This window comes from Ideonella flava (genome assembly GCF_051857595.1).
Classification (GTDB): domain Bacteria; phylum Pseudomonadota; class Gammaproteobacteria; order Burkholderiales; family Burkholderiaceae_C; genus Ideonella.
In genome coordinates this window covers 186,811-209,357 of record NZ_JBPZHD010000013.1, presented here as the reverse complement: position 1 = coordinate 209,357, position 22,547 = coordinate 186,811, and the positions used below count along the sequence as shown (strand labels likewise).

General features: G+C 70.0%; 23 protein-coding genes. 1 reads left to right on the top strand and 22 read right to left on the bottom strand.

The window, feature by feature from the left end; genetic code table 11:
* Complete coding sequence (locus ACS5PM_RS26645) at positions 1 to 675, top strand: hypothetical protein (RefSeq protein ID WP_439390880.1); 675 nt, start codon at positions 1 to 3, stop codon at positions 673 to 675.
* Here the strand turns inward: ACS5PM_RS26645 and ACS5PM_RS26640 are convergent.
* The 22 genes from ACS5PM_RS26640 to ACS5PM_RS26535 form a co-directional block, all read right to left on the bottom strand.
* A complete protein-coding gene (locus ACS5PM_RS26640; protein ID WP_439390879.1) occupies positions 672 to 1,595 on the bottom strand; it encodes an FAD:protein FMN transferase in 924 nt (307 codons plus the stop codon). The two genes, ACS5PM_RS26645 and ACS5PM_RS26640, sit on opposite strands and share 4 nt — an antisense overlap.
* On the bottom strand, positions 1,592 to 2,635 hold the full coding sequence (locus tag ACS5PM_RS26635; protein ID WP_439390877.1) for a hypothetical protein: 1,044 nt from the start codon (positions 2,633 to 2,635) through the stop codon (positions 1,592 to 1,594). Before ACS5PM_RS26635 ends, ACS5PM_RS26640 begins: the two co-directional genes overlap by 4 nt.
* 8 nt (positions 2,636 to 2,643) lie before the next feature.
* Complete coding sequence (locus tag ACS5PM_RS26630; protein ID WP_439390875.1) at positions 2,644 to 3,822, bottom strand: DUF3570 domain-containing protein; 1,179 nt, start codon at positions 3,820 to 3,822, stop codon at positions 2,644 to 2,646.
* Positions 3,809 to 4,075: a DUF4266 domain-containing protein gene (locus tag ACS5PM_RS26625; RefSeq protein WP_439390874.1), complete on the bottom strand. Its 267-nt coding sequence runs from the start codon at positions 4,073 to 4,075 to the stop codon at positions 3,809 to 3,811. Before ACS5PM_RS26625 ends, ACS5PM_RS26630 begins: the two co-directional genes overlap by 14 nt.
* Positions 4,072 to 4,590 (bottom strand): TlpA family protein disulfide reductase, encoded by a 519-nt coding sequence (locus ACS5PM_RS26620; RefSeq protein ID WP_439390873.1) that lies wholly within the window; start codon positions 4,588 to 4,590, stop codon positions 4,072 to 4,074. The genes ACS5PM_RS26625 and ACS5PM_RS26620 overlap by 4 nt, the downstream gene beginning before the upstream one ends.
* Positions 4,587 to 7,109 (bottom strand): choice-of-anchor D domain-containing protein, encoded by a 2,523-nt coding sequence (locus ACS5PM_RS26615; RefSeq protein ID WP_439390871.1) that lies wholly within the window; start codon positions 7,107 to 7,109, stop codon positions 4,587 to 4,589. Before ACS5PM_RS26615 ends, ACS5PM_RS26620 begins: the two co-directional genes overlap by 4 nt.
* 2 nt (positions 7,110 to 7,111) lie before the next feature.
* Positions 7,112 to 8,578 carry a hypothetical protein gene (locus tag ACS5PM_RS26610; RefSeq protein WP_439390870.1) on the bottom strand — a complete coding sequence of 489 codons (1,467 nt, stop codon included), beginning with the start codon at positions 8,576 to 8,578 and terminating at the stop codon, positions 7,112 to 7,114.
* The gene (locus tag ACS5PM_RS26605) at positions 8,575 to 10,389 is read right to left on the bottom strand and encodes a DUF1592 domain-containing protein (protein WP_439390869.1); all 1,815 of its coding nucleotides are present in this window, start codon (positions 10,387 to 10,389) and stop codon (positions 8,575 to 8,577) included. The genes ACS5PM_RS26610 and ACS5PM_RS26605 overlap by 4 nt, the downstream gene beginning before the upstream one ends.
* 242 nt (positions 10,390 to 10,631) lie before the next feature.
* The gene (locus ACS5PM_RS26600; RefSeq protein WP_439390868.1) at positions 10,632 to 11,429 is read right to left on the bottom strand and encodes a Crp/Fnr family transcriptional regulator; all 798 of its coding nucleotides are present in this window, start codon (positions 11,427 to 11,429) and stop codon (positions 10,632 to 10,634) included.
* Positions 11,410 to 12,237 carry a Crp/Fnr family transcriptional regulator gene (locus ACS5PM_RS26595; RefSeq protein WP_439390866.1) on the bottom strand — a complete coding sequence of 276 codons (828 nt, stop codon included), beginning with the start codon at positions 12,235 to 12,237 and terminating at the stop codon, positions 11,410 to 11,412. Before ACS5PM_RS26595 ends, ACS5PM_RS26600 begins: the two co-directional genes overlap by 20 nt.
* A 141-nt stretch (positions 12,238 to 12,378) precedes the next feature.
* Positions 12,379 to 13,518, bottom strand: a complete 1,140-nt coding sequence (locus ACS5PM_RS26590) for a methyl-accepting chemotaxis protein (RefSeq protein ID WP_439390865.1) — start codon at positions 13,516 to 13,518, stop codon at positions 12,379 to 12,381.
* On the bottom strand, positions 13,512 to 13,925 hold the full coding sequence (locus tag ACS5PM_RS26585) for an MCP four helix bundle domain-containing protein (RefSeq protein WP_439390864.1): 414 nt from the start codon (positions 13,923 to 13,925) through the stop codon (positions 13,512 to 13,514). The genes ACS5PM_RS26590 and ACS5PM_RS26585 overlap by 7 nt, the downstream gene beginning before the upstream one ends.
* Before the next feature lie 176 nt (positions 13,926 to 14,101).
* Complete coding sequence (locus tag ACS5PM_RS26580) at positions 14,102 to 14,338, bottom strand: DUF3606 domain-containing protein (protein WP_439390863.1); 237 nt, start codon at positions 14,336 to 14,338, stop codon at positions 14,102 to 14,104.
* Positions 14,339 to 14,359: 21 nt separating this feature from the next.
* Positions 14,360 to 14,830 (bottom strand): YbhB/YbcL family Raf kinase inhibitor-like protein, encoded by a 471-nt coding sequence (locus tag ACS5PM_RS26575; RefSeq protein ID WP_439390861.1) that lies wholly within the window; start codon positions 14,828 to 14,830, stop codon positions 14,360 to 14,362.
* 79 nt (positions 14,831 to 14,909) lie between these two features.
* Complete coding sequence (locus tag ACS5PM_RS26570; protein WP_439390860.1) at positions 14,910 to 15,686, bottom strand: alpha/beta fold hydrolase; 777 nt, start codon at positions 15,684 to 15,686, stop codon at positions 14,910 to 14,912.
* Positions 15,683 to 16,717, bottom strand: coding sequence for a M14 family zinc carboxypeptidase (locus ACS5PM_RS26565; RefSeq protein WP_439390859.1), 1,035 nt, complete (start codon positions 16,715 to 16,717; stop codon positions 15,683 to 15,685). Before ACS5PM_RS26565 ends, ACS5PM_RS26570 begins: the two co-directional genes overlap by 4 nt.
* Positions 16,718 to 16,790: 73 nt before the next feature.
* Positions 16,791 to 18,248 carry a flavin-containing monooxygenase gene (locus tag ACS5PM_RS26560; RefSeq protein ID WP_439390858.1) on the bottom strand — a complete coding sequence of 486 codons (1,458 nt, stop codon included), beginning with the start codon at positions 18,246 to 18,248 and terminating at the stop codon, positions 16,791 to 16,793.
* Positions 18,241 to 18,738 (bottom strand): universal stress protein, encoded by a 498-nt coding sequence (locus tag ACS5PM_RS26555; RefSeq protein ID WP_439390857.1) that lies wholly within the window; start codon positions 18,736 to 18,738, stop codon positions 18,241 to 18,243. Before ACS5PM_RS26555 ends, ACS5PM_RS26560 begins: the two co-directional genes overlap by 8 nt.
* 125 nt (positions 18,739 to 18,863) lie before the next feature.
* Positions 18,864 to 19,907: an adenosine deaminase gene (locus ACS5PM_RS26550; RefSeq protein ID WP_439390856.1), complete on the bottom strand. Its 1,044-nt coding sequence runs from the start codon at positions 19,905 to 19,907 to the stop codon at positions 18,864 to 18,866.
* Positions 19,904 to 20,659, bottom strand: a complete 756-nt coding sequence (locus tag ACS5PM_RS26545; protein ID WP_439390855.1) for an amino acid ABC transporter ATP-binding protein — start codon at positions 20,657 to 20,659, stop codon at positions 19,904 to 19,906. Before ACS5PM_RS26545 ends, ACS5PM_RS26550 begins: the two co-directional genes overlap by 4 nt.
* Positions 20,656 to 21,471: an amino acid ABC transporter permease gene (locus ACS5PM_RS26540; RefSeq protein WP_439390854.1), complete on the bottom strand. Its 816-nt coding sequence runs from the start codon at positions 21,469 to 21,471 to the stop codon at positions 20,656 to 20,658. Before ACS5PM_RS26540 ends, ACS5PM_RS26545 begins: the two co-directional genes overlap by 4 nt.
* Positions 21,472 to 21,724: 253 nt before the next feature.
* Positions 21,725 to 22,459, bottom strand: coding sequence for an ABC transporter substrate-binding protein (locus ACS5PM_RS26535; protein WP_439390921.1), 735 nt, complete (start codon positions 22,457 to 22,459; stop codon positions 21,725 to 21,727).
* Positions 22,460 to 22,547 lie beyond the last annotated feature (88 nt).

The following is a 22,547-nucleotide window of genomic DNA, read 5'->3' as shown; positions in this document are numbered from 1 at the left end:
ATGAACTACATCCGCCGCGCCTTCGCCGCGCTGCTCCTGGCCTGTGCCTCGCACGGCGCCCTGGCCTTGGCCCCGAACGCCGACGCCCTGATCAAGGACCTCAACCAGCAGAGGTCCGTCGACTCCAACATGAAGCTGGCCTTCTGGCTGCCGCCCGAATTCTTCATGGCCACCATGCCGGGGGGCGCGGCGGCGACGCAACGCAAGCAGATCATGACGATGCTCGACGGGTGGGTGCTGATCCTGGCGGCCGACGCCGAGCTGGGTGCCATGGGGTCGATCACGCCCCGCAGCCGGGCCGACCTGCTGGCCTCGACTCGCCTGAAGATCGGCAACGGCAGCGAAATCGCACCCGTCGCCGACAAGGACCTCCGCGGCGACCTCAAGAACCTGTGCGACATGATCAAGCCGCTGTTCAAGAACATGCTGGGCGCCCTGGGCGAGGCGGTCGAGCCGATCGCCTTCAAGGTCCCGAAGGACGTGGTCGCCCAAAGCAACGACCTGGCCACGAGCCAGGGCCGGCTGACGGTGAGCCTGAACGGCGAGAAGATGGCTTGGCGCCTGCCGCTGGGCAGCCTGCTGCCGCCGGCCCTCGACACGGAGACGGGCGACGAGTTTCCTGGCGACTACCGCTTCAGCCCGTACTCCGGCCGCCCGCTGAAGCCGAAGAACTAGGCTCCCGGCCCGCTTTCGTCCGTGATCCGGCCCTGTGCATCGATCGCCAGGAAGGGCAGGCCCTGGCTGCGCAGGAAGGGCAGGGCCCGCTCGCCCATCAGCATCGCGATGGTGGCGATCGTGCCGGCCGCCAGGCAGGCGGGCGCCACCACGCTGATCGATTGCCAGCCTTGCACCGGCCAGCCGCTGCGCGGGTCCAGGATGTGGCAGTAGCGCCGGCCCTCGAGCTCGAAGAAGCGCTCGTAGTCTCCGCTCGTGGCCAGGGCGCCCTCGCGTAGCGGGAGGCTGGCCACGACGGCCTCGTCGAGCCGGGGATGGGCGATGCCGAAGTGCCAGGGCTGGCCGTCTTCACGGCGGCCCACGGCGCGCAGGTCCCCGCCGAGATTGACCAGCGCGGCACCTACCCCCGCTTCGGCCAGCAGCGTGGCTGCTCGGTCGACGGCGTACTCCTTGCCGATGCCCCCGAAATCCAGCTCCATGCCGGGGCGAGGCAGGCGCAACGCGGGCCGCTCCCAACTGACCCGCGACCAGCCGACGAGCGGCATCAGCTCGGCGAGCGCTTCCATGGCCGGCAGGCGGCCGGTGCGGAAGTCCCAGACCCGGCGCAGCACGCCGGTCGTGAGGTCGAACGCGCCATCGCTGGCGGCGTAGGCGCTCACGGCGAAGTCGATCAGGTCGCAGGTCTCGGTGTCGAGCTCGAGCGGGCGGGCTGAACCCGCGGCGCGGTTGATCCCCGACACGACGCTGTCTTCGAGGTAGCGCGAGTACTTGCGTTCGATGCGCTGCACCTCCGCGATGGCCGCGTCGATGGCCTTGGCGTTGGACGCCGTGCCGGGCTGGACGAGGATGCGGCAGGGGCTGCCCATGGCGCGGAAGTCCACCCGGACCTCGGCCTGAGCTCCCCCGCCAACGTGGCTCATGGCACGCTGCACCCGATGCGTTCGCTGCCGAGCGCCACGTCATCGATCCAGACGGTGTTGGTGGTGCCGCCATAGGCCTCCCAGCCCAGCTTCAGGTCGCTCAGCGCCGGCCGCCAGGACGGGTACTGGTTGATCCAGCTCTGGTCGACGTCGTTGGTGGCCATGCCGTCCTCCTGAAGGCCGGCGGGCGCCTGGCCGTCGACCCAGGTCTGGAGGGTGCCGGCCGACTGGTCGATGCGGAACTCGATGCAGGTCCAGGTCTGCGCCTTCAGGGCCTGGCTCATCGAGATGCCGTTCGGGCTCAGCGAGGGCAGCGTCGCGTCGTCCTTGGAGCGGTTCCACATCAGGATCCCGCTCTGGCCGCCGATGCGCAGTTCCTGGCTCTGCGAGTCGTTGGAGTCGTTGGCGTCGCGCATGGAGGCGAAGGTGACGTGGGCGTCGCCCAGGGCGTTTTCGAGCCGGATGTAGAAGCGTCCGTAGCGTACGTTGCCGAGTTGGCTGATGGCCGAATTCTGGATGAAGGCGTGGCCGCAGTAGTCGCTGCCCGGGTTGATCCGCACCGAGTGCGTGCCGCTGTGCGCCTGGGTGGCGTCGATGACGGCGCGGCCCGAGCCGGAGAAGCAGTTCGGGCCGCCGACGCTCCAGCGCGCAGTGTCCGGCGGGCTGTCGGCCACGCCGGACTCGAAGTCGTCGCACAGGGCCAGCGATGTGCAGGAGGCGCCGCCACCGGTGTCGCCACCGCCACCTGTATCGCCACCACCGCCGGTGTCGCCTCCGCCGGCACCTCCACCACCGGTGTCGCCGCCTCCGGTATCACCTCCACCCGTGCCGCCACCACCGGTGTCCCCACCTCCGCCGGTATCACCCCCGCCGCCCGTGTCCCCGCCTCCGGAGGTGTCGGTCGAGCCTATGGTCGAGCCGTCGACCGCACCGGTGTTCCAGTCCAGCCGATCGCCCCCGCCGCCGCCGCAGCCGGCGAGCAGGACGGTGGTGACCAGCCCCGCAGGGATCCAGGGCCAGGCAGGCAGGCGATTCATCATGGTGGCTCTCAAAAGCTGTAGGACACGCCCACCTGGACGATGGTGGCGTGAAAGGGGTCTATGCCGAGCGAACCCTGTCCACCCAGCCGCCACTGCGAGCGCTGCTCATAGCGCTCCACCTTGGCGTCGGCCGTCCAGGGGCCCCAGCTGTACTCCGCCTTCAGGCCGGCCGTGATGGCGCCGAAGGCCGACAGCCGCTGGTCGTCGGTGCTGTACTTCGCCTCGGACGGCAGGCCGGGATAGACCTCGATGTCGGTCACCGGGTCGTGATAGAACGAAGCGGACGACTGGGTGTAGTAGCGCAGCAGCGGCGTGAGCTTGAAGCCTTCGGCCAGCGGCTGCACCCACTGCGCCTCCAGTGTGTGCGCGCCTATGCCGAAGGTGTCGTAGTAGTAGCGGTAGCCGGTGCGCAGCGTGGCGCCCCAGTACGGCACGTGGTGGTTCCAGCGCAGTTGGTAGATGCCGCTGTTGCGGCTGCGAGGCCGGTTGTCAAATTGCTTGTACGGGTCGCTGAAGTAGCCGCGGCCGAAGCTCATCGTCAGCGTCATCTGCACCAGGTCATTGCGCGAAACCGCGCGGGTCAGCCCCATCAACAGCTCGATGCTGCGCTTGTGCTCCTGCTCGACGCCGAGCACGCCGCCGTCGGTCGGCTCGATGGTGTCGCTGCTCAGGCCGAGCGCGGTGGTGAGCGTGGTGTTGTTGTCCTCGGTCGACCAGCGGCCCTCGACCGACAGCGCGTTGGAGACGTAGTCGTTCTCGCCCGAATGCGCCACGCCCACCGCCAGGGCGGAACGTTCCTCGAAGTGAGTGACCTTGAGGTCGCCGGCCACGCGGCGGTCGCTCATGCGGCTCGCGCCGCTGATGTCGCTGTAATAGCGCGGGCTTGCCCCGGACACCTCGTCGACCACGGCCGAGGCGTCGACGAGCCAACGGCGGCCGAGCGGCACGCTCAGCAGCGCCGAAGGCGAGTCGACCCGGATGCGCTTGAAGGTCGACGGCTCGTTGCCCGAGTAGAACGGGTACTGCGTCTGCACCGACTGGCTGTCTTCGTAGTGCAGGTATTTCAGCGCGACCAGCCCCTTGTCGGGCGCTTCCTCGGCTGCCGCCGGGCGGGGCATCACTCCGGGCACCGCCAGGGCGGCCGCCGCGAGCCAGCCCAGCGGGCGCGCGAGATCAGTTGCAGCCACAGCCGCCTCCCCCCACGCCGCCGCCTCCGGCAGCCGCTTCCTTGCTCTGGTAGACGTGCTGGCTGAAACGCTGGTCCAGCGCGTCGCCGCCCATCGTCATCTCCGGCTTGGCGAGGGTGCCCTTCTCCCACGGCTTGGGGCCGGACGGCGCCCACGCCGACAAGGTGGTGTCCCAACCCTTGAACGGCCCGGGCAGCGCACAACCGGCCAGCGATGACGACACGACCAACAAGGTGAGCAGGCAACGGCTCATCGCCGGGCCTCCAGCGCCTGCACGATGCGCTTCTCCAGCGCGGCGGCGTCTTCGTCGCGGAAGCCCGCATGCACGCTGTCGATGAAGCCGTTCGCGCCTATCAGCACCGAGCTCGGCATGCCCTTGACGCCAAACAGGCCCGGGGTTGCGCCCTGGGTGTCGAAGCCGACGGTGAACTTGGCCGGCACCTGGGCGAGGAAGCGGTCGGCGGCCTCGCGTTGTTCGTCGAGGTTGATGGCCACGATGCGCAGCCCCGCCGGGCCGTACTTGGCCTGCATCTCGTTCATCCAGGGAAAGGATTTCTTGCAGGGCCCGCACCAGGAGGCCCAGAAGTCCAGCAGCACGACCTGGCCCTTGAGCGAGCCCAGGCGCAGGGGCTGGCCGCCGGCCGCGGTGGCGTTGATCTCGGGCGCCCGCTGGCCCGGCTCCAGCGCCAGTGCGGGCAGGCTCAGGACGCTGCACAAGGCCCATGCCACGGCGGCCAGCAGGCGTGTGCCCCGACGGTCGTTCTTCATCGCTCGTTCCCTCTTTTCACCTTCGAAGGCCGGCCCGTCCAGGCCAGCAACAGCACGATCAGGCCCAGGCCCGCCAGGGCCTCGAAGGAGCCGGCGCCGGCCCCCACGTTCGTCACCTCGGTATGCGCCTCGGCCTGCAGGGGCACCTCCAGCACGCTGGTGTCGGCCGCCACGATGCGCAGCGTGCCGGTGGCCTCGCCGCCGGTGCTGGGGGCGAACTGCACGGCCAGCGTGCAGGACGCGCCGGGCGCCAGCGTCCACGGCATGCTGGCGCAGGCATCGCCGGCGGAAGCCGCCTGCACGATGAAGCCGCCTGTCGTGCTGGCGCCGCTGAGGGTCGCCGTCGCGTTCGACTGGTTGGTGATGCGGATCACCAGCGGCTCGCTACGCCCGCCGGTACGGACGACGATGGCGCGGAAGTCCAGGATGCCCTGGTCGGTGACGAAGGGCGAGGACAGGTTGCCGCCTCCACCACCTCCTCCGCCGCCGTTGCCACCGCCTCCCCCATCGCCGCCGCCATCCGTGCGGGCCGCGCCGACGCCGCTGAGCGCGATCTCGGCCGGGTTCTCGCCGTCGGAAGCGACGAGCAGCGTCGCGCTCAGGTTGCCGGCGTTGTCCGGCACGAAGGAGACGATGACGGTGCAGCTCTCGCCTTCGGCCAGGCGGACGCCGCCCAGGCAGGTGCCGCCGCCCACCGAGAAGGCTTGCGGCGACACGCCGGCCAGCCCGAAGGCCGAGACGGCCGCCACGCCGGGCCCGTGGTTCACCAGGGTGAGCGCGTCGGAGGAGCGCGTCTGCCCGACCTCGGTGCTTTCGAAGGCGATGCGGGTCTCGCTGCCCTGCCAGGCCAGCACGGGCAGCGAGCTGCTCACCCCTTGCCCCGTCAGCACGATGCTGTTGGGCGAGCTGAAGGCATTGCTGACGATCTGCACCCGCTCCGCCGCGGTGGCGCCGGCCGGCGTGAAGCTGACGCCGACGCTGCATGCACTGCCGGCCGCCAGCTGCGAAGGGCAGTCGTGGGTGAGCGCGAACTCGCTCGACGAGCTGGCGATGGAGCTGATGTCCAGCGCCGCGCTGCCGCTGTTCGTGAGGATGGCCAGCCTCGTCGACGAGGTCGTGCCCAGCGTCACCCGCCCGAAGCCGAGGGCCACCGGCGCCAGGCTGACGGATGGCGCCGGCTGGGCAATGGCCTCGCCGGCGAGCGAGACCGAAGCCGTGCCGGACGGCGTGTTCGACGAGATATCGAGCGTGGCCACGCGCGTGCCCAGCGCGCTCGGCTTGAGCGCCACCGTGACCGTGCAGGTGCTGCCCGGCGCCACGGCCGACCCGGCCTTGCAGGTGCCGCCCAGCACGATGTCGCCGGCATGCGGGCCGCTGACGTCGATGCCGCTGATCGACAGGCTCGCGGCGCCGGCGTTGCCCACCTCCAGCGTGCGCGGTGGCCCGGCCAGGCCCAGGGCCTGCGTTCCCAGGTCCAGCCGGGTGGCGTTGAGCGTCATGTTGGGCGAAGGCGCTGCCGTGCCTTCGCCGACCAGGGCCACGGTCGACAGGCCCGAGCCGGCGTTGTGCTTCAAGGTCACCGCGGCGTTGCGGGTGCCCTGCGCGGCCGGGGAGAAACGCAAATCCAGCACGCAGTTGCTGCTCACCGCCACGGTGGCGCCGGCCGTGCAGGTGCTGCCCGAGCCGAGTGCATAGTCCGCGGCGCTGGTGCCGGTGAGCTGCACCGAGTCGATCACGAGCGTGGCCTCGCCGGTGTTGCTGACGACCACGCGCTGGCTGCCCGAGGTGCTGCCCACGGCCTGCGAGAACGTCAGCTGCGTGGGCGAGATCGACACGGACGGCGCGGTGTCGCCGCCCAGGCCCGTCAGGCCGACGGTGCTCGCGCCACCGGCGCCGTTATGGGCCACGGTGAGCGTGCCCGAGCGCGTGCCGGACAAGGTGGGGCGGAAGGTCAGCGCCACCGTGCAGCTGCCGCCGGCCGCAATCTGCTGGCCCTTGGCACAGGTGCCGCCGGCGATCGCGAAATCGCTGCCCGCGGTGACGCCGATGTCGCCCAGCAGCAGCGCCGCGGTCGCGCTGGCGGCATTGCCGACGGTGACCGTCTGTACCGGCGTGGTTTCGCCGACGGGCTGGGTGCCGAAGTGGATGCCGGTCGGCGCCACCGTCGGCCGGGGCGCGGCCGCCACCGTCAGGTAGGTGGGCGTGCCGCCCATCTGACCCGCTATGTAGGCCGCCAGGTCGTTCAGTTCCTCGTCGCTGAGCCGGCCGCCGAGGAACTGCATCTGGCTCTGCGTGGAAATCGCGGACTTGATCTTGTGGGCATCTATGCCGTTGGCAATGCGGTTCTGTGCGCCACCCGGCAACGTGCCGTGACAGGCGGCGTTGGAACAGCCGCGCTTGCCGCTGACGAGCGTGGCGGTGTAGAGATCGCCGCCGTTGCGGGCGTCCTGTGCCCAGGCGGCCGTCCAGCCGAGGGCCAGCGCGGCCAGGCAGGCCGCGGTGCGAAGAAGGCTCCTCATCGTCAGGCCTTCAGCCAGGGCAGGTCCTGCCCGGCGACGTTCCAGATCTGGTCGGTGTGGTCGCCGTTGGGGCCCCGCAAGTTGGGGTAGCCGACGATGCCGGTCTCCTGCTCGGCTCGGCTCACGCCCATGGAGCGGAGCACCATGCCCATCCACTGGTTGTAGAGCAGGCCCGAGTACCAGTGCGGGTCGGACGACCAGGTGAACGAGTCGAGGTCGCGGTAGTCCAGGTACTGGCCGGTCTTGAAGTAGCCGCCGGCGTTGCCGAGGGTGACGACCGGAACGCACCGGTTGTGGTGGTGCCCCGGGTTGCCGCCGGAGCCGAGCTCGAAGCCGCTGGCGATCAGGGTCTTGTCGAAGATCGTCGCGCCGTCGGCGGTGGTGATCCGGTCCAGCCGGTTCGCCATGTCGAGCATCGCGCCTTCGAACTGCAGCCGCACCGCGGCATTGAAGCCGGCGCGCTTGGCCGGGTCGTCCAGCGCATGGGCGTAGTTGTTGTGCCAGGCGTGCTCGGAATCCGGCCCGAAGGTGTAGGTGTTGGGCCCGCAGACGTAGGCGCGGCTGATGCCGGCGGCGAAGGCCGCCGCGACGATGTCGTTCCACAGCCGCTCGCAGGCCACCTGCTGCTCGGGCTTGCCGTAGAAGCCCTCGGTGGCCTCCACCGCCGCGGTGTCGGTGGTCGGCCGCGGGAAGCTGCCGCCCCCGTTGGCCACGCCGCCGACCTGCGTCTGCACGTCGCTCAGCAGGTCCAGGTAGTTGGACAGGCGGTTGCGGCAGTCGGTCGAGCAGGCCGGATCGGCCATCACCAGGTCGGCATGCTCCTTGACACGGTCGACCAGGACGATGGAAGGCTCGCCCGGCGTCGTGGTGGTGCCGAACAGGCGATCGAACAGCTTCACGTTGCTCTCGGCCGTCTGCTCGGTCTGCGTGGTGCCCGAGCCGGCGCTCGAGAGCGACACGAGGTTGCGCACGATGACGCCCTGCGAGGGCCGCGTGGGGTAGAAGCCGGCCGAGCGCGCCAGCACCTGGTCGATGCTCGGATGGACGTCGTCACCGCCGAGCGAGTAGCCGCGGTTGTGGCCCACGCCCGTGTGGAAGTCGAGTCCGTTGATCACGTTCATGCGGGACAGCATGCGGGGCGTCAACGCGCTGGAGGCGGCGGTGAGGATGTCGCTGATGACGATGTTGCTGCCGTCGGCCCTGGACTTCAGCGGCATGCCTCGCACCTCGATGCCGCCGGCGAAGGTCTTCTGGGTCGGCGCGAGGTCGAGCAGCGGCCCGAAGAACTGGCTCTGGAACACGCCATGCCAGGTCGTCATGTGCACGAAGTAGCGCTCGGCGCTGACCGCCGCCTGGGCCGCTGCGCGCACCTCGCGCGGCAGCAGCGAGGGCAGCAAGGGCACGGCCAGCGCGACGCCGCCGCCGACCAGGAACTGCCGCCGCGTCATGGGGTTGTAGGCCGGCTTCATGGCGACACCTTCGCGATCATCTGGAACTCCTTGCGCAGCGCGACGGCGGCCATCAGGCGGCGGATGTTGGTGCCGCTGGCGGCCTGCTGGCGCATGGCCTCGATCAGCTCGGCGTCGTCCGCCTTGTCGGGCCGGCCGAAGGTGTAGCGGGCGTAGTTGCGGGCGAAGCACTTCTCGAAGGCGCCGCTGTCGAGGATCAGCTGCTGCGCCTCGCCGGCACTGGCCACCGAGCGGGCGGCGATGCCCGCCAGCGTGGCCACGGCCGCCGTGTCTATCGGCTTCTCGCCCAGGGTGTTGCCGTTGTCGTCTCGCACCACCTCGGTCTGGCGCACGCGGCCCAGCGCGTCGAAGCGCTCGAACACGAAGCCGAAGGGGTTGATCTGCGCCTGGTGGCAGCCGATGCAGGAGGTGCCCTCCATCTGGGTCACCCGCTCGGTGCGCTGGCGCGTGGTCAGCACGCCGGTGAGGTCGGCCTTGGCGTTGGACTGGTCCATCGCCGGCGGCGGCAGCGTCTGGCAGGTCAGCGCGTTGAGCACGCGGATGCCGCGGCGGATGGGCAGAGTGGTGTCCGACGAGCCGTTGGCAATCATTCCGATGCGGGTCGTCAGGCCGACGCGGTCGGCCTCGGCGAACAAGGGCGGCGTGGACTTGCCGTCCCAGACCGGCGTGTTGTAGAGCGCGGCGACATCCGCCGTACGGGCGAAGGAATGGCGGTCGGTCAGCAGCTGCTGCAGCGAGCCGTCGCGCGAGGCGACGTACGACACCATGTCGAGCACCTCGTTGATCGCCGCGTCGCGGGTGGTCGACAGGGGTTTGTAGCTGCCGGCGAAGGCGTCGAACTTGGCATTGCCGACCTTGCCGTTCATGGCCACCAGCTCCTCGAGCTTGAACCAGCGGCTGAAGAAACGCCTCGTCGGCGCGTCGGCCCGTGCGTCGGCGGCCAGGCGAGCCACCTGGGCCTGGTAGACCGCCGGATCCAGCAGGCTGCCGTCGTCGGCCGCCGCCGCAAGCGTGGCGTCGGGCACGGTGTCCCAGAACTGGTAGGACAGGCGCGAGGCGAGCTCGTGCGCGGTCAGCGGCACGCACTGGCCGTCGCCGCCGCTGGCCTGACCAAGCTCGACGCGCAGGTAGAAGCTGGCCGAGGCCATCATGGTGGCGATCACCTTGGACATCGCCTCGGGCGTCTTTTCGCCGCCGGCTGCGGCCACGTAGACCGCCACTTCGGCATCCGTCATGGGCCGGCGGAAGAAAAGCCGCCCGGCCCGGCGCGAGAAGCCCGCCATGCAGGCGTTCGCATCGCTGCCGCAGTTGCCCAGCAGCCGGGTCACGCGGGCGCTGTCCGCGGTGATGGCCTTGGCGAGCGTCTCGGCTGTCTGGTGCAGGGCACCCGCCTGGCGCGAGGTGAGCGCGGTGTCCAGCCTTTCATAGCCGGTGTGACGGGTGCTGTCCGGGTCGACCAGGGTGTCGGGCGGGAACTGCGCCTGGTCGAGCACGGTCGGCTCGACGGTGGCCGCCAGCGCCGCGTCGCCGGTCAGCTGCTGCACGACGTCGGTCAGCGAGGCGATCAGCTGGGTGCGCGTCAGGCGCCGCGGCGCGCCGGCCGCGTGGCAACCCGGGAAATGGCTGTTGCCCGACTCGGCGGCGGCCACTGCCTGCACCTGCGCATGCGGATCCATGCCGCGGCTGTACGGCATGGTGACCACGTTGACCGGCCCGGAGCCGCCCGACGTGGATGACGATTCATCCCCTCCGCTGCCGCCGCACGCAGCCAGGGCAGCCGCAAGGGCGGCAGCCCAAACCAGTTTATTCATGTACCCCTCACCGTGGCCCGCCGCGGCCATGGGTGGCCGCTGCCCCGAGTTCCGCCAGCCTTCTTCAGCGGCAGCCCTTCTCGGGAGGCGCGCATGATCTCATCAAGTGACGTGTTATTGAGGTGACGGATTCCAGGCGACAAGCTCCGACACTTTGGGTCACAGATGGTGTCAATCCACCAACATGACACACCCCTCGCACGTGACCGAATGGCTTGACAAGGCCGGAACTGAAACGGTGTTCAGTTCTCGCGCAGGGCCTCCAGCACGTCGATGCAACGAGCTTGCGCTGGCAGCGTGGCCTGCGAGCGCAGGCGCGCCTGCAGGGCAAGCCAGGCGCCGCGGCGCTCTATGCTCAAGGCGCCTCTTTCGCCGCGGCGGACGAAGCCGGCATCGGCCAGTTCGCGCAGCACCTCGGACAACGTGGAGCGTGAAACGTTGGCCATCGAGGCCAGGACCGACGTGCCGGCCGGCAGCGTGAGGGGCTGCCCATCGGCGCCGGGAGACTGCGCGGTGAAGCCGGAGGCTGGATCGAAGGCCTGCGCGAAGTGGCCGAGCACGAAGGCCACCCGGAACGCCGGCGAGCCGTGCTTGAAGGCCGTCACCGCCTCGGCCAGGCGTGTGGCGCGATGGACAGTGAGGTGCAGCATGGCGCGCAGGAAGGCCGGCTCCTGTTCGATCAGTGCCCGGTAGGCCGGCACGTCGAATCCCAGCAGCGACACGGGCGTGACCGCCACCGTGTCCACGCCGTTGGGCTGGTCGAACAGGGCCTGCTGCTGGTTGAACAGCGTGCCCGGCCCATACAGGGCGACCACGGCCTTCGTGCCATCCGCGAGCTGTACCTGGTGCGACACCACGCCCTGGGCCAGGAACCACACCGCTCCGGCCGGCGCCCCGCGCTTTTCGATCGTCAAGCCGGCGTCGCACCGGGCAGGCCGCGCCTGCAAGGCCAGCGCCTCGGCGGCCGACTCGGGCAGTCCGAGTCCCGCCAGGGCGCGCGCCAGCGCCGCGACCTGCGGTTCAGCGCGGCGCGCGTCCATCGCCGGTCAGCAATGCGATGAAGGCAGCGAGCGGCTGCTCCCCCTCGAACACCTCGCTGGAGCGCAGACGCACTCCGAGGCGTCGCCAGGCCGCGCCCGGCGCCAGCGTGATCCGTCCGTACGACACCTGCAGCAAGCCCGCGGCCTGCAGCGCTTGCAGCACGCCGTTGAGCACCCGGCGGGACACATCGCAGGCGTGGGCCAGATCGGCCTGGCCCACCCCCACCGCGACCTGCGGCGAAAGCGCGGGCGCCGGCGACCAGGCCGAGCCTTCATCGAGCGATTCGCACAGCTGGGCCAGCGTCCAGACGATGCGGCCGGCCGGCGAGGCATGCTTGAGCGCGAGCAGCCACTGCAGCGTGCGGGCCGCGCGGTGGCTGACCAGGTTGAGCACGAATCGCGCGAACAGGGGATGCTGGTCGAGCGCCGCGCGAAAGTCGCCGGCCGACATGAAGCCGACGAGCGATGGCGCCAGCGTGCGGTATTCGACAGGCCTGGGCGCTCCTTCGACCAGTGCCGCCTCGCCGAACCAGGCACCGCGGCCATACAGCTGGGCGACACGGCTTTCACCCTCCGCCGCAGCGGCGTCGCTCCAGTCGGTTCGCAGGGCGACGGCGGATCCCACCAGGCCGCTGTGCACCAGGCCCCAGCTGTCGGGCGGCTCGCCGCGCCGGCCGAGCAGCGCGCCGCGAGGCAGGCGTTGCCAGCTCATGTGGTCGGCCAGCTCGCGGGCCGAATCGACCGGCAGGCCGATCGAGACCAACAGCCACGGGTCGATCGACGGCCGGTGCTGCGTCGTGACGCGCACCTCGTTGTTCTCCCTGGAACGGCATCTGCACACCGCGGGCCGGGGTGCCATGACCCAGACTCTAGCCGTCAGCCTGTCATGGGCCTGACGTCCATTCACCAGGGAAGGGACGGCCCGGCCCAGGCGGTTGGCGCGCCGGGCCTAGACCCGGAACACCGCCACCGCCTGCACGAGTGCCCGGGCTTGCTCGCGCAGGCTTTCGGCGGCCGCCGCACTCTGTTCCACCAGGGCGGCGTTCTGCTGCGTGGCCTGGTCCATCTGCGCCACGGCCTGGCCGACCTGCATCACGCCGTTGGCCTGTTCGCCGCTGGCCGAGCTGATCTCGCCCACGATGGCGCTCACGCGCCGGATCGAGCCGACGATCTGCTCCATGGTGCGCCCGGCATCGCTCACGAGTGCGCTGCCCTGCTGCACCTGGTCCACGCTCGTGCCTATGAGCGTCTTGATCTGCCTGGCAGCCCCGGCGCTGCGCTGGGCCAGCGCCCTCACCTCGCTGGCCACCACCGCGAAGCCGCGTCCGTGCTCGCCGGCGCGGGCAGCCTCGACCGCCGCGTTGAGCGCGAGGATGTTGGTCTGGAAGGCGATGCCGTCGATCACGCCGATGATGTCGGCGATCCGCTGCGAGCTGCCATGGATGGCGTTCATCGTTTCCACGACCCGAGCCACCAGCTCACCGCCCTCGCCCGCCACCCCGCTGGCGCTGCGGGCCAGGCGATCGGCCTCGGCCGCGTTGTCCGCGTTGTGCCGCACGGTGGCGTCCAGCTCGCTCATCGTCGCCGAGGTCTGCTCCAGCGCACTGGCCTGCTCTTCGGTGCGCTGGCTCAGGTCGCCATTGCCCTGCGCGATCTGCGCGCTGGCGGTGGCCACGCATTCGGCGTTATGGCGCACCGTGGTCACGGTGTCGGCCAGGCTCTGCTGCATCTGCCGCATGGCCTGGAGCAGTTGGCCGGTCTCGTCGGCCGAGCCGGGCCGGATGTCGATGTTCAGCTCGCCCGCGGCGACCCTTCGCGCCGCGCCGACGGCGGTCTGCAGCGGTCGCACGATGGAGCGCGAGATCCACCAACCCGCGGCGACCGACAGCAACACCGCCCCGAGACCCAGTGCCAGCAACAGCTGGCGAACCAGGATCAGGTCGCCGTCCATTCGCTTGCGACCCTCGTCCAGCAGTCGCTCCTCGAGTTCGGCCAGGCGCAGCGCCGGCCCGTCCAGGGCTTGCAGCCGCGGCAGGGCCTGGCGGACCAGCTGTTCGCGCCCTTGTTCGCGCTGGCCCTGCTTCAGCAACTCCAGGCAGCTTCCGAAGGCCTGGACCCAGGCCGCGCGCGCGCGCTGCGGAACTCGGCCAGCAAGGCACGCCCCTCCGGCCGGCGGACCAGCTTGTCCAGTTGCTCCAGTCGTTCGTCGATCCCGCGGCGCGCGGCCGTCACGGCCGCCAGGTGCGGCTGCCGCGCGGCTTCGTCGTCGGTCATGAACGCCGCCAGCACGTGCACGCCATTGCCCCGCGCCATCTGCAGCACCTCCTGCGACAGGCGCAGCTTGGTGGCGTCCTCGTCGACCAGGCGGTCGACGTGCTCGCGCACGGCGGCGAACTGCACCAGGCTCGCGGCCACGGTACCCGCTAGCAGCAGGACCACGCAGGCAAACGCCAGCGCCAGGCGCGCGGCGATCTTCAGATCGGTCAATCGTCTCATCGGCTTCTCCCTCTCGATGGATACGCATCTTGGCCTCGGGAGGGCGGCCGCAGTCGGGCCGGGAGAAGCCTTCGCCCGCGCCGTTTTCGGCCGACGGGCTGATCGATTGTTCCGCCGCGGACACTGCCGCCCCGGCGCTTGACCTGCATCAAGCGGCGGCGATGGGCGGCGCGGCGTCAGTGCCGGATGCCGAGGCGCTCGCGCACGGCGGCGACGTGTTCGCCGACCTGCTCGACCACCTCCATCAGGCGCTCTTCGGTGCAGCCGAACTGGCGGGCCCAGTAACGCAGCTCGATGGGGTCCATCGAGTTCACGCGGCCCGGATCCAGCGGCTTGAGCGTCGCCGCCGGGTCGTCGGTGCCTTCAGAGGCGGCGGGATGGACGGGAGGGGTGGTGCCGGTGCTTTGCTTCATGGTCGATGAGCCTTTGCTGGTTCAGTGTGCTGCCTGCTTCTGGTACGTGCCCATGAGCTCGGCCTGCGCGAGCACGTGGCCCTGCATGGCCTGCTCGAGCTCGGCCTTGGTGGGCTGCGCCAGCTGCGGCAGCTTGCAGTCGAGCGCGTAAAGCTTGAAAAAGTAGCGGTGCCGCCCGATGGGCGGGCACGGGCCGCCCCAGGCGGCGCGCTTCCAGTCGTTCAGGCCCTGGCGGCCACCGGAGGGCAGCGCCTGGCCCTCGCCCGCCAGGCCCCCGGCCTCGGGCGGGAGATCGACGATCACCCAGTGGACCCACGTGCGCTGCGGCCTGGCCGGGTCTGGCGCATCGGGGTCGTCGACGATCAGGGCCAGGCTGGAGGTGCCCGCCGGCAGGCCCTTCCATTGCAAGGGCGGGGCGACATCCGGGCCCTCGCAGGTGTAGCGCTGCGGCAGCTCGCCGCCCGGCGCGAACACGCTGGAAAGAAGTTCCATCGCGCGTCTCCTTGGTGTCCCAGGCACTGAAGTGTGGGCGCCGGTCCGCCCGCGAACAAGGGCTTTCGCGAATTCCCAGTCAGGTCGTGGGAGGCATGGCGTTTGCCCGCCAAGCCGCCACCTGCTCGGCCACCCAGGGCCCATCGTCCAGCGGCAGGTCGTGGCCGGCGCTGGGGTGCATCACCAGCGGGACGGCCCAGCGCCGTGCCAGGGCGAGTGAGCATCGGGTATCGACCAGGCTGTCTGCCGCGCCGGCGAGCAGCAACAGCGGAACACGCGGCTTCTGGAGTGGTGCGCGGTACCGGGCGGCGGCGATCAGCTGGCGCCATGCGTTACCCGTCGACACAGGGCGTGCGGCGCGGATGGCTGCCCATTGCGATAGCGCATCTGCGTGGTCGTCAGGCCCGGCACTGGTCAGCCGCAGGATGGTGGCCTCGCGATGCAGAGCGCCGACCGCCCATCCGGCCAGCGCAGGCCAGGCCGCGGGACGCAGCCGGTGGTGCAAGGGGCTCAAGCCTGCCAGGCTGGTGTTGACCAGGACCGCGCCGGCGACCTCGTCGGGCCGGCGCGTGGCCCAGTCCAGGGCCACCATGCCGCCAAGCGAAAGAGCCAGGAGGCGGTAGGGCGGCGCCAGGCCCCGCGCGGTGAGGTCCTGCCTCACGGACTCCACCATGGGCGCGATGCGCCACGGGCTCGCGCCGCGATGATGGGCACCACTGCCCGGCAGGTCGACGCAGACCACGCGGGCGTTCGGCAACCGCGCCTGAAGCTGGGCCACGAAGCCTCCCCAGTGGCCGGCCTCGCGCGTGAGGCCGCGCAGCAGCACCCAGGTGTCGGACGAAGGGTTCGGTGTCATGCGCGGCTGCGGCGGTACCAACGTTCGAGGGCGTGTTGACGATGCTTGTCGCGCTCGTGGGCATCCTGCGGCAGCCAGCGCTCGTGGCTCGCCACCGCGCGGCTCACGAAGTCCAGCAGGCTCAGGTGCCGCCGCAGGACGCGGTGCTGCCGGTGCTCGATCAGCGGGTTGAAGATGCCGTGGCGCGAAAAGAACTGGCGCGGGTTCTTCTTGACCCACAGCCACGATCCCATCTCCAGCGTCAAGGGCAGGAACACCGGTGGCCGCGGCAGCTGACGCGAGCGCAGGTACAGGTGATCCCACAGATCACCGTGGGTCAGGTACTGCCGGCTCTGCGGTTCGACGATGTAGCGGTGGTGCAGCAACGCACTGTCCAGCAGCTGGTTCAGGGCATGCAGCTCCGCCAGGTGGGCTATCGGATGCGAGGTGTGCGCATAGGGAAACCAGAGCCGATCGCTCATGCCGAAGCCCGAGTGACAATCGAGCGCGATGCTCACGGGCCGGTCGAACAGCTCGGCCTGAATCAGCTCGCACAGGGCAGCGCTCTCGGCCTGCATCGTCGCGCCCCGGGGGCCGCGAAACCAGGGCAGCCAGGAGCTCAGCCGCTGGCCGCCGACCGGCCAGGGCACCGGCTCCAGCGCATCGACCGGCGCATTGCGCATCAGGTCCACGCCCTGCGGATTCGAGCGCGTGCCGCGCCACCATCCGCCCGGGTTCAGCAAGGGAACGAAGACGAAGCACATCGTGCGCAGCTGCGGCTGCAGCGTCTCGTCCCAGGGCAGCCGCATCACCAGGCTGCGCAGGTAGGCGATGACGACCTCGGCGCCTATGCGCTCCAGCCCATGGACGCCGCCCACGAAGGCCACCGCCGGCGCCTGCGGCGAGGTGCTGCCGAGCAGGTAGGCGTGCACCGGCAGCAACCGGCCACCGACGTGCACTTCGCACAGCAGGCGGCGGCGCAGCGCCGGACCGGCGCGGCGGGCCAGTTCGTCCAGTTCGATCAGCGGGGGCAGCAGCGCGGGCTCTTGCACGGTGGCGGGGTTTCGCCGAGCCGGCGAGCATATCGGCCGGATGTGACAACCCGCCCGCGACCGGCAGCAAGGCTCAAGCCCACTCGTAGTCGGCAGGCTCCAGGCGTTGCAGGCTGCGCACGTATTCCCGGGTGAAGCCGGGGAAGATCGCCACGATGCGTCCGCTCGGCTCCATCCGGTACCAGCTGCGGCAATGGGTCCAGACCGAGCCGGCCAGGCGCCGCTGCAGGCCCTCGTTGTAGGCCTGCATCACCTCGGGGCGGACCGACATCCAGCGATGGCGGCCGCGGCGCACGGCCTGCAAGCAGGCGAGCACATGCTTCACCTGGGGTTCCAGGTAGAGCAGGGTCGAGGTGTGGCCGGTGCCGGTGTTCGGCCCGAGCAGCAAGAACAGGTTGGGAAAGCCCGCCACCGTGACACCACGGTAGGCCTGCGGGCCCTGCGACCAGGCCTCGCGCAGCGTGCGGCCGCCCTGCCCCGTGACGCTGGTCGACGATAGCAGGTGGACCGTGTCGAAGCCGGTCGCACAGACGAGCACATCGAGCGCGTGTTCGCGGCCGTCGGCGGCCACCACGCCGCGCGGCGTGATGCGCTCTATCGCCTCGGTCACCAGCTCGACGTTCGGCCGGCGCAGCGCCGGGTAGAAGTCGTTCGAGTAGATGATGCGCTTGCAGCCGAGAGGGTACGGCGGCGTGAGCCGGCGGCGCAGCTCGGGATCCGGCACCTGGCGCTGCAGATGGCGCGCGGCGGTCGCCAGCATGGCACGGCGGGCCAGCGTGCCCTCTTCGAAGCCGCGCCGGCCCCACTCCAGCGCCTGCACCCAAAGCCAGCGAACCAGGCCCGCATAGGGCGGCAGGCGGGCGAGCCACCTATCGACGCGGCCGTAGCGCCGGTCCAGCCGTGGCATGACCCAGTTGGCGGTGCGCTGGAACACGGCCAGCGACGCGGCGCGGCGCGCGATGGGCGCGACCAGCTGCGAGGCGGTCGAGCCCGTGCCGATGACCCCGACCCGCCGGCCTTCCAACGGCACGCTTTCATCCCAGCGCGCGGAATGCAGCTTCGCGCCGGCGAAGCTTTCCAGCCCCGGGACGTCGGGCCAGCGCGGCTGGCTCAGCGGGCCGGTGCTGCAGACGAAGAAGCGCGCATCGAGGGTTTCGCCGGCCTCGGTGCGCACCTGCCAGCGGCCGCTGCCCTCGTCGAAGCGAGCCTCGGTGATGCGCTCGCCCAGGCGGATGTGCGGGGCGAGTCCGAAGCGCTCGACGATGTCCTTCAGGTAGCCCTGGATCTCGCTCGCGGAAGCGAAGCGGCGCGTCCACTTCGGATTCGATGCGAAGGAGAAGGAGTAGGCCGGCGCGGGGACGTCGACATGGGCGCCCGGGTAGCGGTTGTCCCACCAGGTGCCGCCCAGGCCGGATTGTTTCTCGAGGATGACGAAGTCGTCTACGCCGGCGCGCTTGAGCTGCACGGCCATGCACAGGCCCGACATGCCGGCACCGAGGATGAGGACCTCGTGCCGGCGCGCATCAGGCACCCGCCGCCTCGTCTTCCTCGTCGGCTACGGCCTCTTCGCTGGCCGCCGATTCTTCGGCCGGCTCGGGCGGCTTGACCAGCGTCACAGGCACGCGCGAGCCGTGCAGGATGGCCTGCGACACCGAGCCCTGGAAAGCCGAGAGCAGCCCGCCGCCGCCGTGCGAGCCCATCACGACCGCGTCGCAGCCTTCGCTCTCGATCAGCTCGAGCAAGGCGTGGGTCGGGTCGCCGGTGACGAGCAGTTCCGTTGCATCCAGGCCCGCCTCGCGAAGCAGCGATTCGGCGGTTTGCAGCGCATGCTCACCGGCCGCTTCGGCGATGTGACCGAGCGCGTCCGGATTCGGCGCGCGCATCCACTCGTAAAGGCTGGCCGGCGGCTGGACGTTGGCCAGGAACAGCTCGGCCCGCAGGCCCTCACGCACCAGCTCGATCACGTGGCGCAGGGCCGCATGCGAGAGCTCGGTTCCATCGATCGGCACGAGGATCTTCATGGCGCAACCTCCGGTCTGCGCTGGCATCGTGCCGGCTTGCGCGCGGTTGTGCAAGCCAGGAGCCTGCGCGGCGGAAGCCGCGAAGACTCCTGGCCCGCGGCTGTGATGTCCGGCTCCCCCGACCCTCAGCCCGCCCCGGCAAAGACTTCGTCGAGCCGGCGCAGCCAGGTCTCCCGCAAAGCCTCGTCGACAAAGCTGGCCTCGAAGCTGTTGCGGGCCAGCTGCCAGGCCTGACGCGCCCCCAGCTGAGGCAGGGCCTCGAAGGTCTGGACGAAGTTGTCGTTGATGTAGCCGCCGAAGTAGGCCGGATCGTCGGAGTTGACGGTGGCGACCAGCCCCGCCTCCAGCAGCGCCGGCAGCTGGTGCTGGCCCAGCGAAGGATAGACGCACAGCTTGACGTTGGACAGCGGGCACACCGTGAGCGGCATGCGCAGGGCCGCCAGGCGCGCGACCAGGCCCGGATCCTCGACGCAGCGCACGCCGTGGTCGATGCGATCGACCTTCAGCACGTCGATCGCGCTGTCGATGTAGGCGGGCGGGCCCTCCTCGCCGGCGTGCGCCACCGTGCGCAAGCCCAGTTCGCGGCAGCGGGCGAAGACCCGGGCGAACTTCTCGGGTGGATGGCCGCGTTCCGAGCTGTCCAGCCCCACGCCGATGAGGTACTCGCGATAGGGCAGCGCCTGCTCCAGCACCTCGAAGGCCGCCTCTTCGCTCAGGTGGCGCAGGAAGCAAAGGATCAATCGGCTGGTGATGCCGAACTCGGCGTGCGCCCGCTGGCACGCATGGTGCAGGCCGAGGATCACCGCCTCTATCGGCACGCCGCGTTCGGTGTGCGTCTGCGGGTCGAAGAAGAGCTCGGCGTGCACGACGTTGTCGGCGGCCGCCTTCTCGAAGTAGGCCCACGCCATGTCGAAGAAGTCGGCCTCCTTCTGCAGCACGCTGGCGCCGGCGTAGTAGATGTCGAGAAAGCTCTGCAGGTCGGTGAAGGCGTAGGCGGCGCGCAGCGCCTCGACGCTGGGGTAGGCCAGCTTCACGCCGTTGCGCTCGGCGAGCTTGAAGATCAACTCCGGCTCGAGCGAGCCCTCGATGTGGATGTGCAGCTCCGCCTTGGGCATGGCACGCAGCAGCGCGGGCAGCCGGTCACGGCCGATGCGGTCGAGATCGATCATGAAATCTGGCCCAGGAAGGCCCGGATGCGGGGGTTGTCCTGATGGTCGAAGAACTGCGCCGGCGGCTGGTCCTGCAGGATGCAGCCCTTGTCGAAGTACAGCACGCGATCAGCCACCTCCTTGGCGAACCCCATCTCGTGGGTGACCACGATCATGGTCATGCCGCTGGAGGCCAGGCCCTTCATCACGTCGAGCACTTCCTTGACCGTCTCCGGGTCGAGCGCCGAAGTGGGCTCGTCGAAAAGCATCACGCGCGGCTGCATCGCCAGCGCGCGGGCGATGGCCACGCGCTGCTGCTGCCCGCCCGACAACGCGAACGGGTGCTTGTGCGAGTGCGCCTGCATGCCGACCCGCTCCAGCAGCGCCATCGAGCGCTGGTCGGCCTCGCTGCGGGACAGGCCGCGCACGCGGCGCGGGGCCAGCGAGACGTTCTCCAGCACCGTGAGGTGGGGGAACAGGTTGAACTGCTGGAACACCATGCCGACCTCGGCATGCAGCGCCTTCAGGTGCTTGGGCTGGTCGTCGACCGGAATGCCGTCGATGACGATGCTGCCGCTGTCGTGCTTCTCCAGCCGGTTCAGCGTGCGCAGCAGGGTCGACTTGCCGGAGCCCGACGAGCCGATGATGACGGCCACTTCGCCGGCGTTGAAATGGGTGCACACGTCGCGCAGCACATGCGCCGGGCCGAAGTGCTTGTTGACTTTGTCGACGGTGATCAGCGGCACGCCGTCGGCCTTGGGATCGGCACTCATGGCTGGCGCCCCTCGATGTCGAACCGGTGCTCTATGCCGTTGGTGATCTGCGTCAGCAGCGTGGTCATGACGAGGTAGAGGATGGCGGTCGTCACGAGGATGGGCACCGGCTGGAAGGTCGACGACTGCACGCGCGCGCCCACGTTGGTCAGCTCGACCACGCCGATCGAATAGGCCAGCGAGGAATCCTTCAGCAGGGCCACCACGTTGTTGACCAGCGGCGGCAGCGCCACCTTGAAGGCCTGGGGGAACGTGATGTCGAGCAGGGTGTGCCACTTCGAAAGGCCCAGCGAGCGGGCCGCCTCGAACTGCCCCTTGGGCACGGACAGCAGGCCCGCCCGGAAGGCCTCGGCGTTGTAGGCGCCCACGTTGAGCGAGAGCGCCAGCACCGCGGCAGTGAACTCGGTCATCCGCGCGGCGTCGTTCAGCCATTCGGAGCCGAAGGATTTCGCGATCACCGGCAAGGCGAAATAGACGAAGAAAATCTGCACCAGCAACGGCGTGCCGCGCACGACCCAGATGTAGAAGCTGGCCAGCCATCGCACCGGCAGGATGCGCGAGACCTTGCCCAGCGCGGCGAGCAGCCCCAGCACGACGCCGATCAGGCCGGAGACGATGGTCAACTCGAGCGTGACCACCATCCCTTCGGCGAAGAACTTGGCGTTGGGCCCGATCGGCTCGGGTGCCAGGGCAATGAGGCTCGCGGCCACCCAAAGGGCCAGCACGAGCGCCAGCGAGGCCGTCACGATGGTGGCCTGGCTGCGGCGCTGTCGCGTCCAGCCGGCGGGCCAGCCGATGGCAGGTATCGTCATGGTCACGCGTGCAAAAGGTGCGGGTGTGTCTTTTCAGATGCTCCATCGCGTTTCGCGCGATCCGCGACGCAGGAAGCCGACCCAACCAAGGGATTTGCGCGGATCCGGCATTGCCGGTCCGCTGCAAAAGTCCGCTCGGGGGGGCGAGCCGGGACATGAACAGTCCAGTGGACTGTTCGTGCCTGGCTCGCGGCCGGGCCACTGGCCCGGCGCGGCCTGCAAGGCGCGGACCGGAAGGGAGCGTGGGGGTTTCTCACTTGCAGCGCACGTCTTCGCCGAAGTACTTCATCGACAGCGCCTCGTAGCCGCCGCCCTTGGCCATGTACTCGCCCAGGGCCTTGTTGTAGGCATCGGCCAGGCCGGTGTTGCCCTTGGCGACGGCCGCCGCGATCTTCTCGACGAAGAGCATGCCGGTGGGCTTCAGGCCGGTGTTCTTCTGCGTCTTCAGCACGTCCATGACGACGAACTTGTCGGTGATCCAGGCATCGGCGCGATCGCTCATCACCGCGGCCTGGGCGTCGGGATCCTTGGGGAAGTTCTTCACTTCCTTGACGCCCGGGATCTTCTGCGCGGCCTCGAGGTAGGAGCTGCCGGTCTGCACCGCGATCGTCTTGCCGGCCAGGTCCTTGGCGGTCTTCAGCGCGGCATTCTTGGTGACGATGGCACCGCCCGAGCAGTAGTGCGGGCTGGTGAAGGTGACCGACTTGGCGCGCTCCTCGGTGATGCCGTGCGAGGCGATGACCATGTCCCAGCGGTCCTGGCCCAGGCCGGTCAGCAGCGCGTCGAAGCCCAGCGTCTTCCACTCGATCTTCAGGCCCATCTTCTTGGCCACGGCCTCCATCAGGTCGACCTCGAAACCCGACAGCTTGGAGCCCTCGAAGAAGTTGAAGGGGGCGTACTGGCCCTCGGTGGCGACGATGATGGTGCCGGCCTTCTTGATGGCATCGACACTGCGCGCGACGGCCGTGCCGGTGCTGGCGCCGAACATGAAGACGGCCGCGGCAGCGCCGGCGACCCAGGACGAAAGACGGGACATGGTGATGCTCCTCGTTGGATGGTCCGCGGCGAAATAACGC

Coding starts and splice junctions, on each gene's coding strand:
- ACS5PM_RS26645 (WP_439390880.1), top strand. CDS start 1: ATGAACTACATCCGCCGCGCCTTCGCCGCGCTGCTCCTGGCCTGTGCC.
- ACS5PM_RS26640 (WP_439390879.1), bottom strand. CDS start 1,595: ATGAGCCACGTTGGCGGGGGAGCTCAGGCCGAGGTCCGGGTGGACTTC.
- ACS5PM_RS26635 (WP_439390877.1), bottom strand. CDS start 2,635: ATGATGAATCGCCTGCCTGCCTGGCCCTGGATCCCTGCGGGGCTGGTC.
- ACS5PM_RS26625 (WP_439390874.1), bottom strand. CDS start 4,075: ATGAGCCGTTGCCTGCTCACCTTGTTGGTCGTGTCGTCATCGCTGGCC.
- ACS5PM_RS26620 (WP_439390873.1), bottom strand. CDS start 4,590: ATGAAGAACGACCGTCGGGGCACACGCCTGCTGGCCGCCGTGGCATGG.
- ACS5PM_RS26615 (WP_439390871.1), bottom strand. CDS start 7,109: ATGAGGAGCCTTCTTCGCACCGCGGCCTGCCTGGCCGCGCTGGCCCTC.
- ACS5PM_RS26610 (WP_439390870.1), bottom strand. CDS start 8,578: ATGAAGCCGGCCTACAACCCCATGACGCGGCGGCAGTTCCTGGTCGGC.
- ACS5PM_RS26605 (WP_439390869.1), bottom strand. CDS start 10,389: ATGAATAAACTGGTTTGGGCTGCCGCCCTTGCGGCTGCCCTGGCTGCG.
- ACS5PM_RS26600 (WP_439390868.1), bottom strand. CDS start 11,429: ATGGACGCGCGCCGCGCTGAACCGCAGGTCGCGGCGCTGGCGCGCGCC.
- ACS5PM_RS26585 (WP_439390864.1), bottom strand. CDS start 13,925: ATGAGACGATTGACCGATCTGAAGATCGCCGCGCGCCTGGCGCTGGCG.
- ACS5PM_RS26580 (WP_439390863.1), bottom strand. CDS start 14,338: ATGAAGCAAAGCACCGGCACCACCCCTCCCGTCCATCCCGCCGCCTCT.
- ACS5PM_RS26575 (WP_439390861.1), bottom strand. CDS start 14,830: ATGGAACTTCTTTCCAGCGTGTTCGCGCCGGGCGGCGAGCTGCCGCAG.
- ACS5PM_RS26570 (WP_439390860.1), bottom strand. CDS start 15,686: ATGACACCGAACCCTTCGTCCGACACCTGGGTGCTGCTGCGCGGCCTC.
- ACS5PM_RS26555 (WP_439390857.1), bottom strand. CDS start 18,738: ATGAAGATCCTCGTGCCGATCGATGGAACCGAGCTCTCGCATGCGGCC.
- ACS5PM_RS26550 (WP_439390856.1), bottom strand. CDS start 19,907: ATGATCGATCTCGACCGCATCGGCCGTGACCGGCTGCCCGCGCTGCTG.
- ACS5PM_RS26545 (WP_439390855.1), bottom strand. CDS start 20,659: ATGAGTGCCGATCCCAAGGCCGACGGCGTGCCGCTGATCACCGTCGAC.
- ACS5PM_RS26540 (WP_439390854.1), bottom strand. CDS start 21,471: ATGACGATACCTGCCATCGGCTGGCCCGCCGGCTGGACGCGACAGCGC.
- ACS5PM_RS26535 (WP_439390921.1), bottom strand. CDS start 22,459: ATGTTCGGCGCCAGCACCGGCACGGCCGTCGCGCGCAGTGTCGATGCC.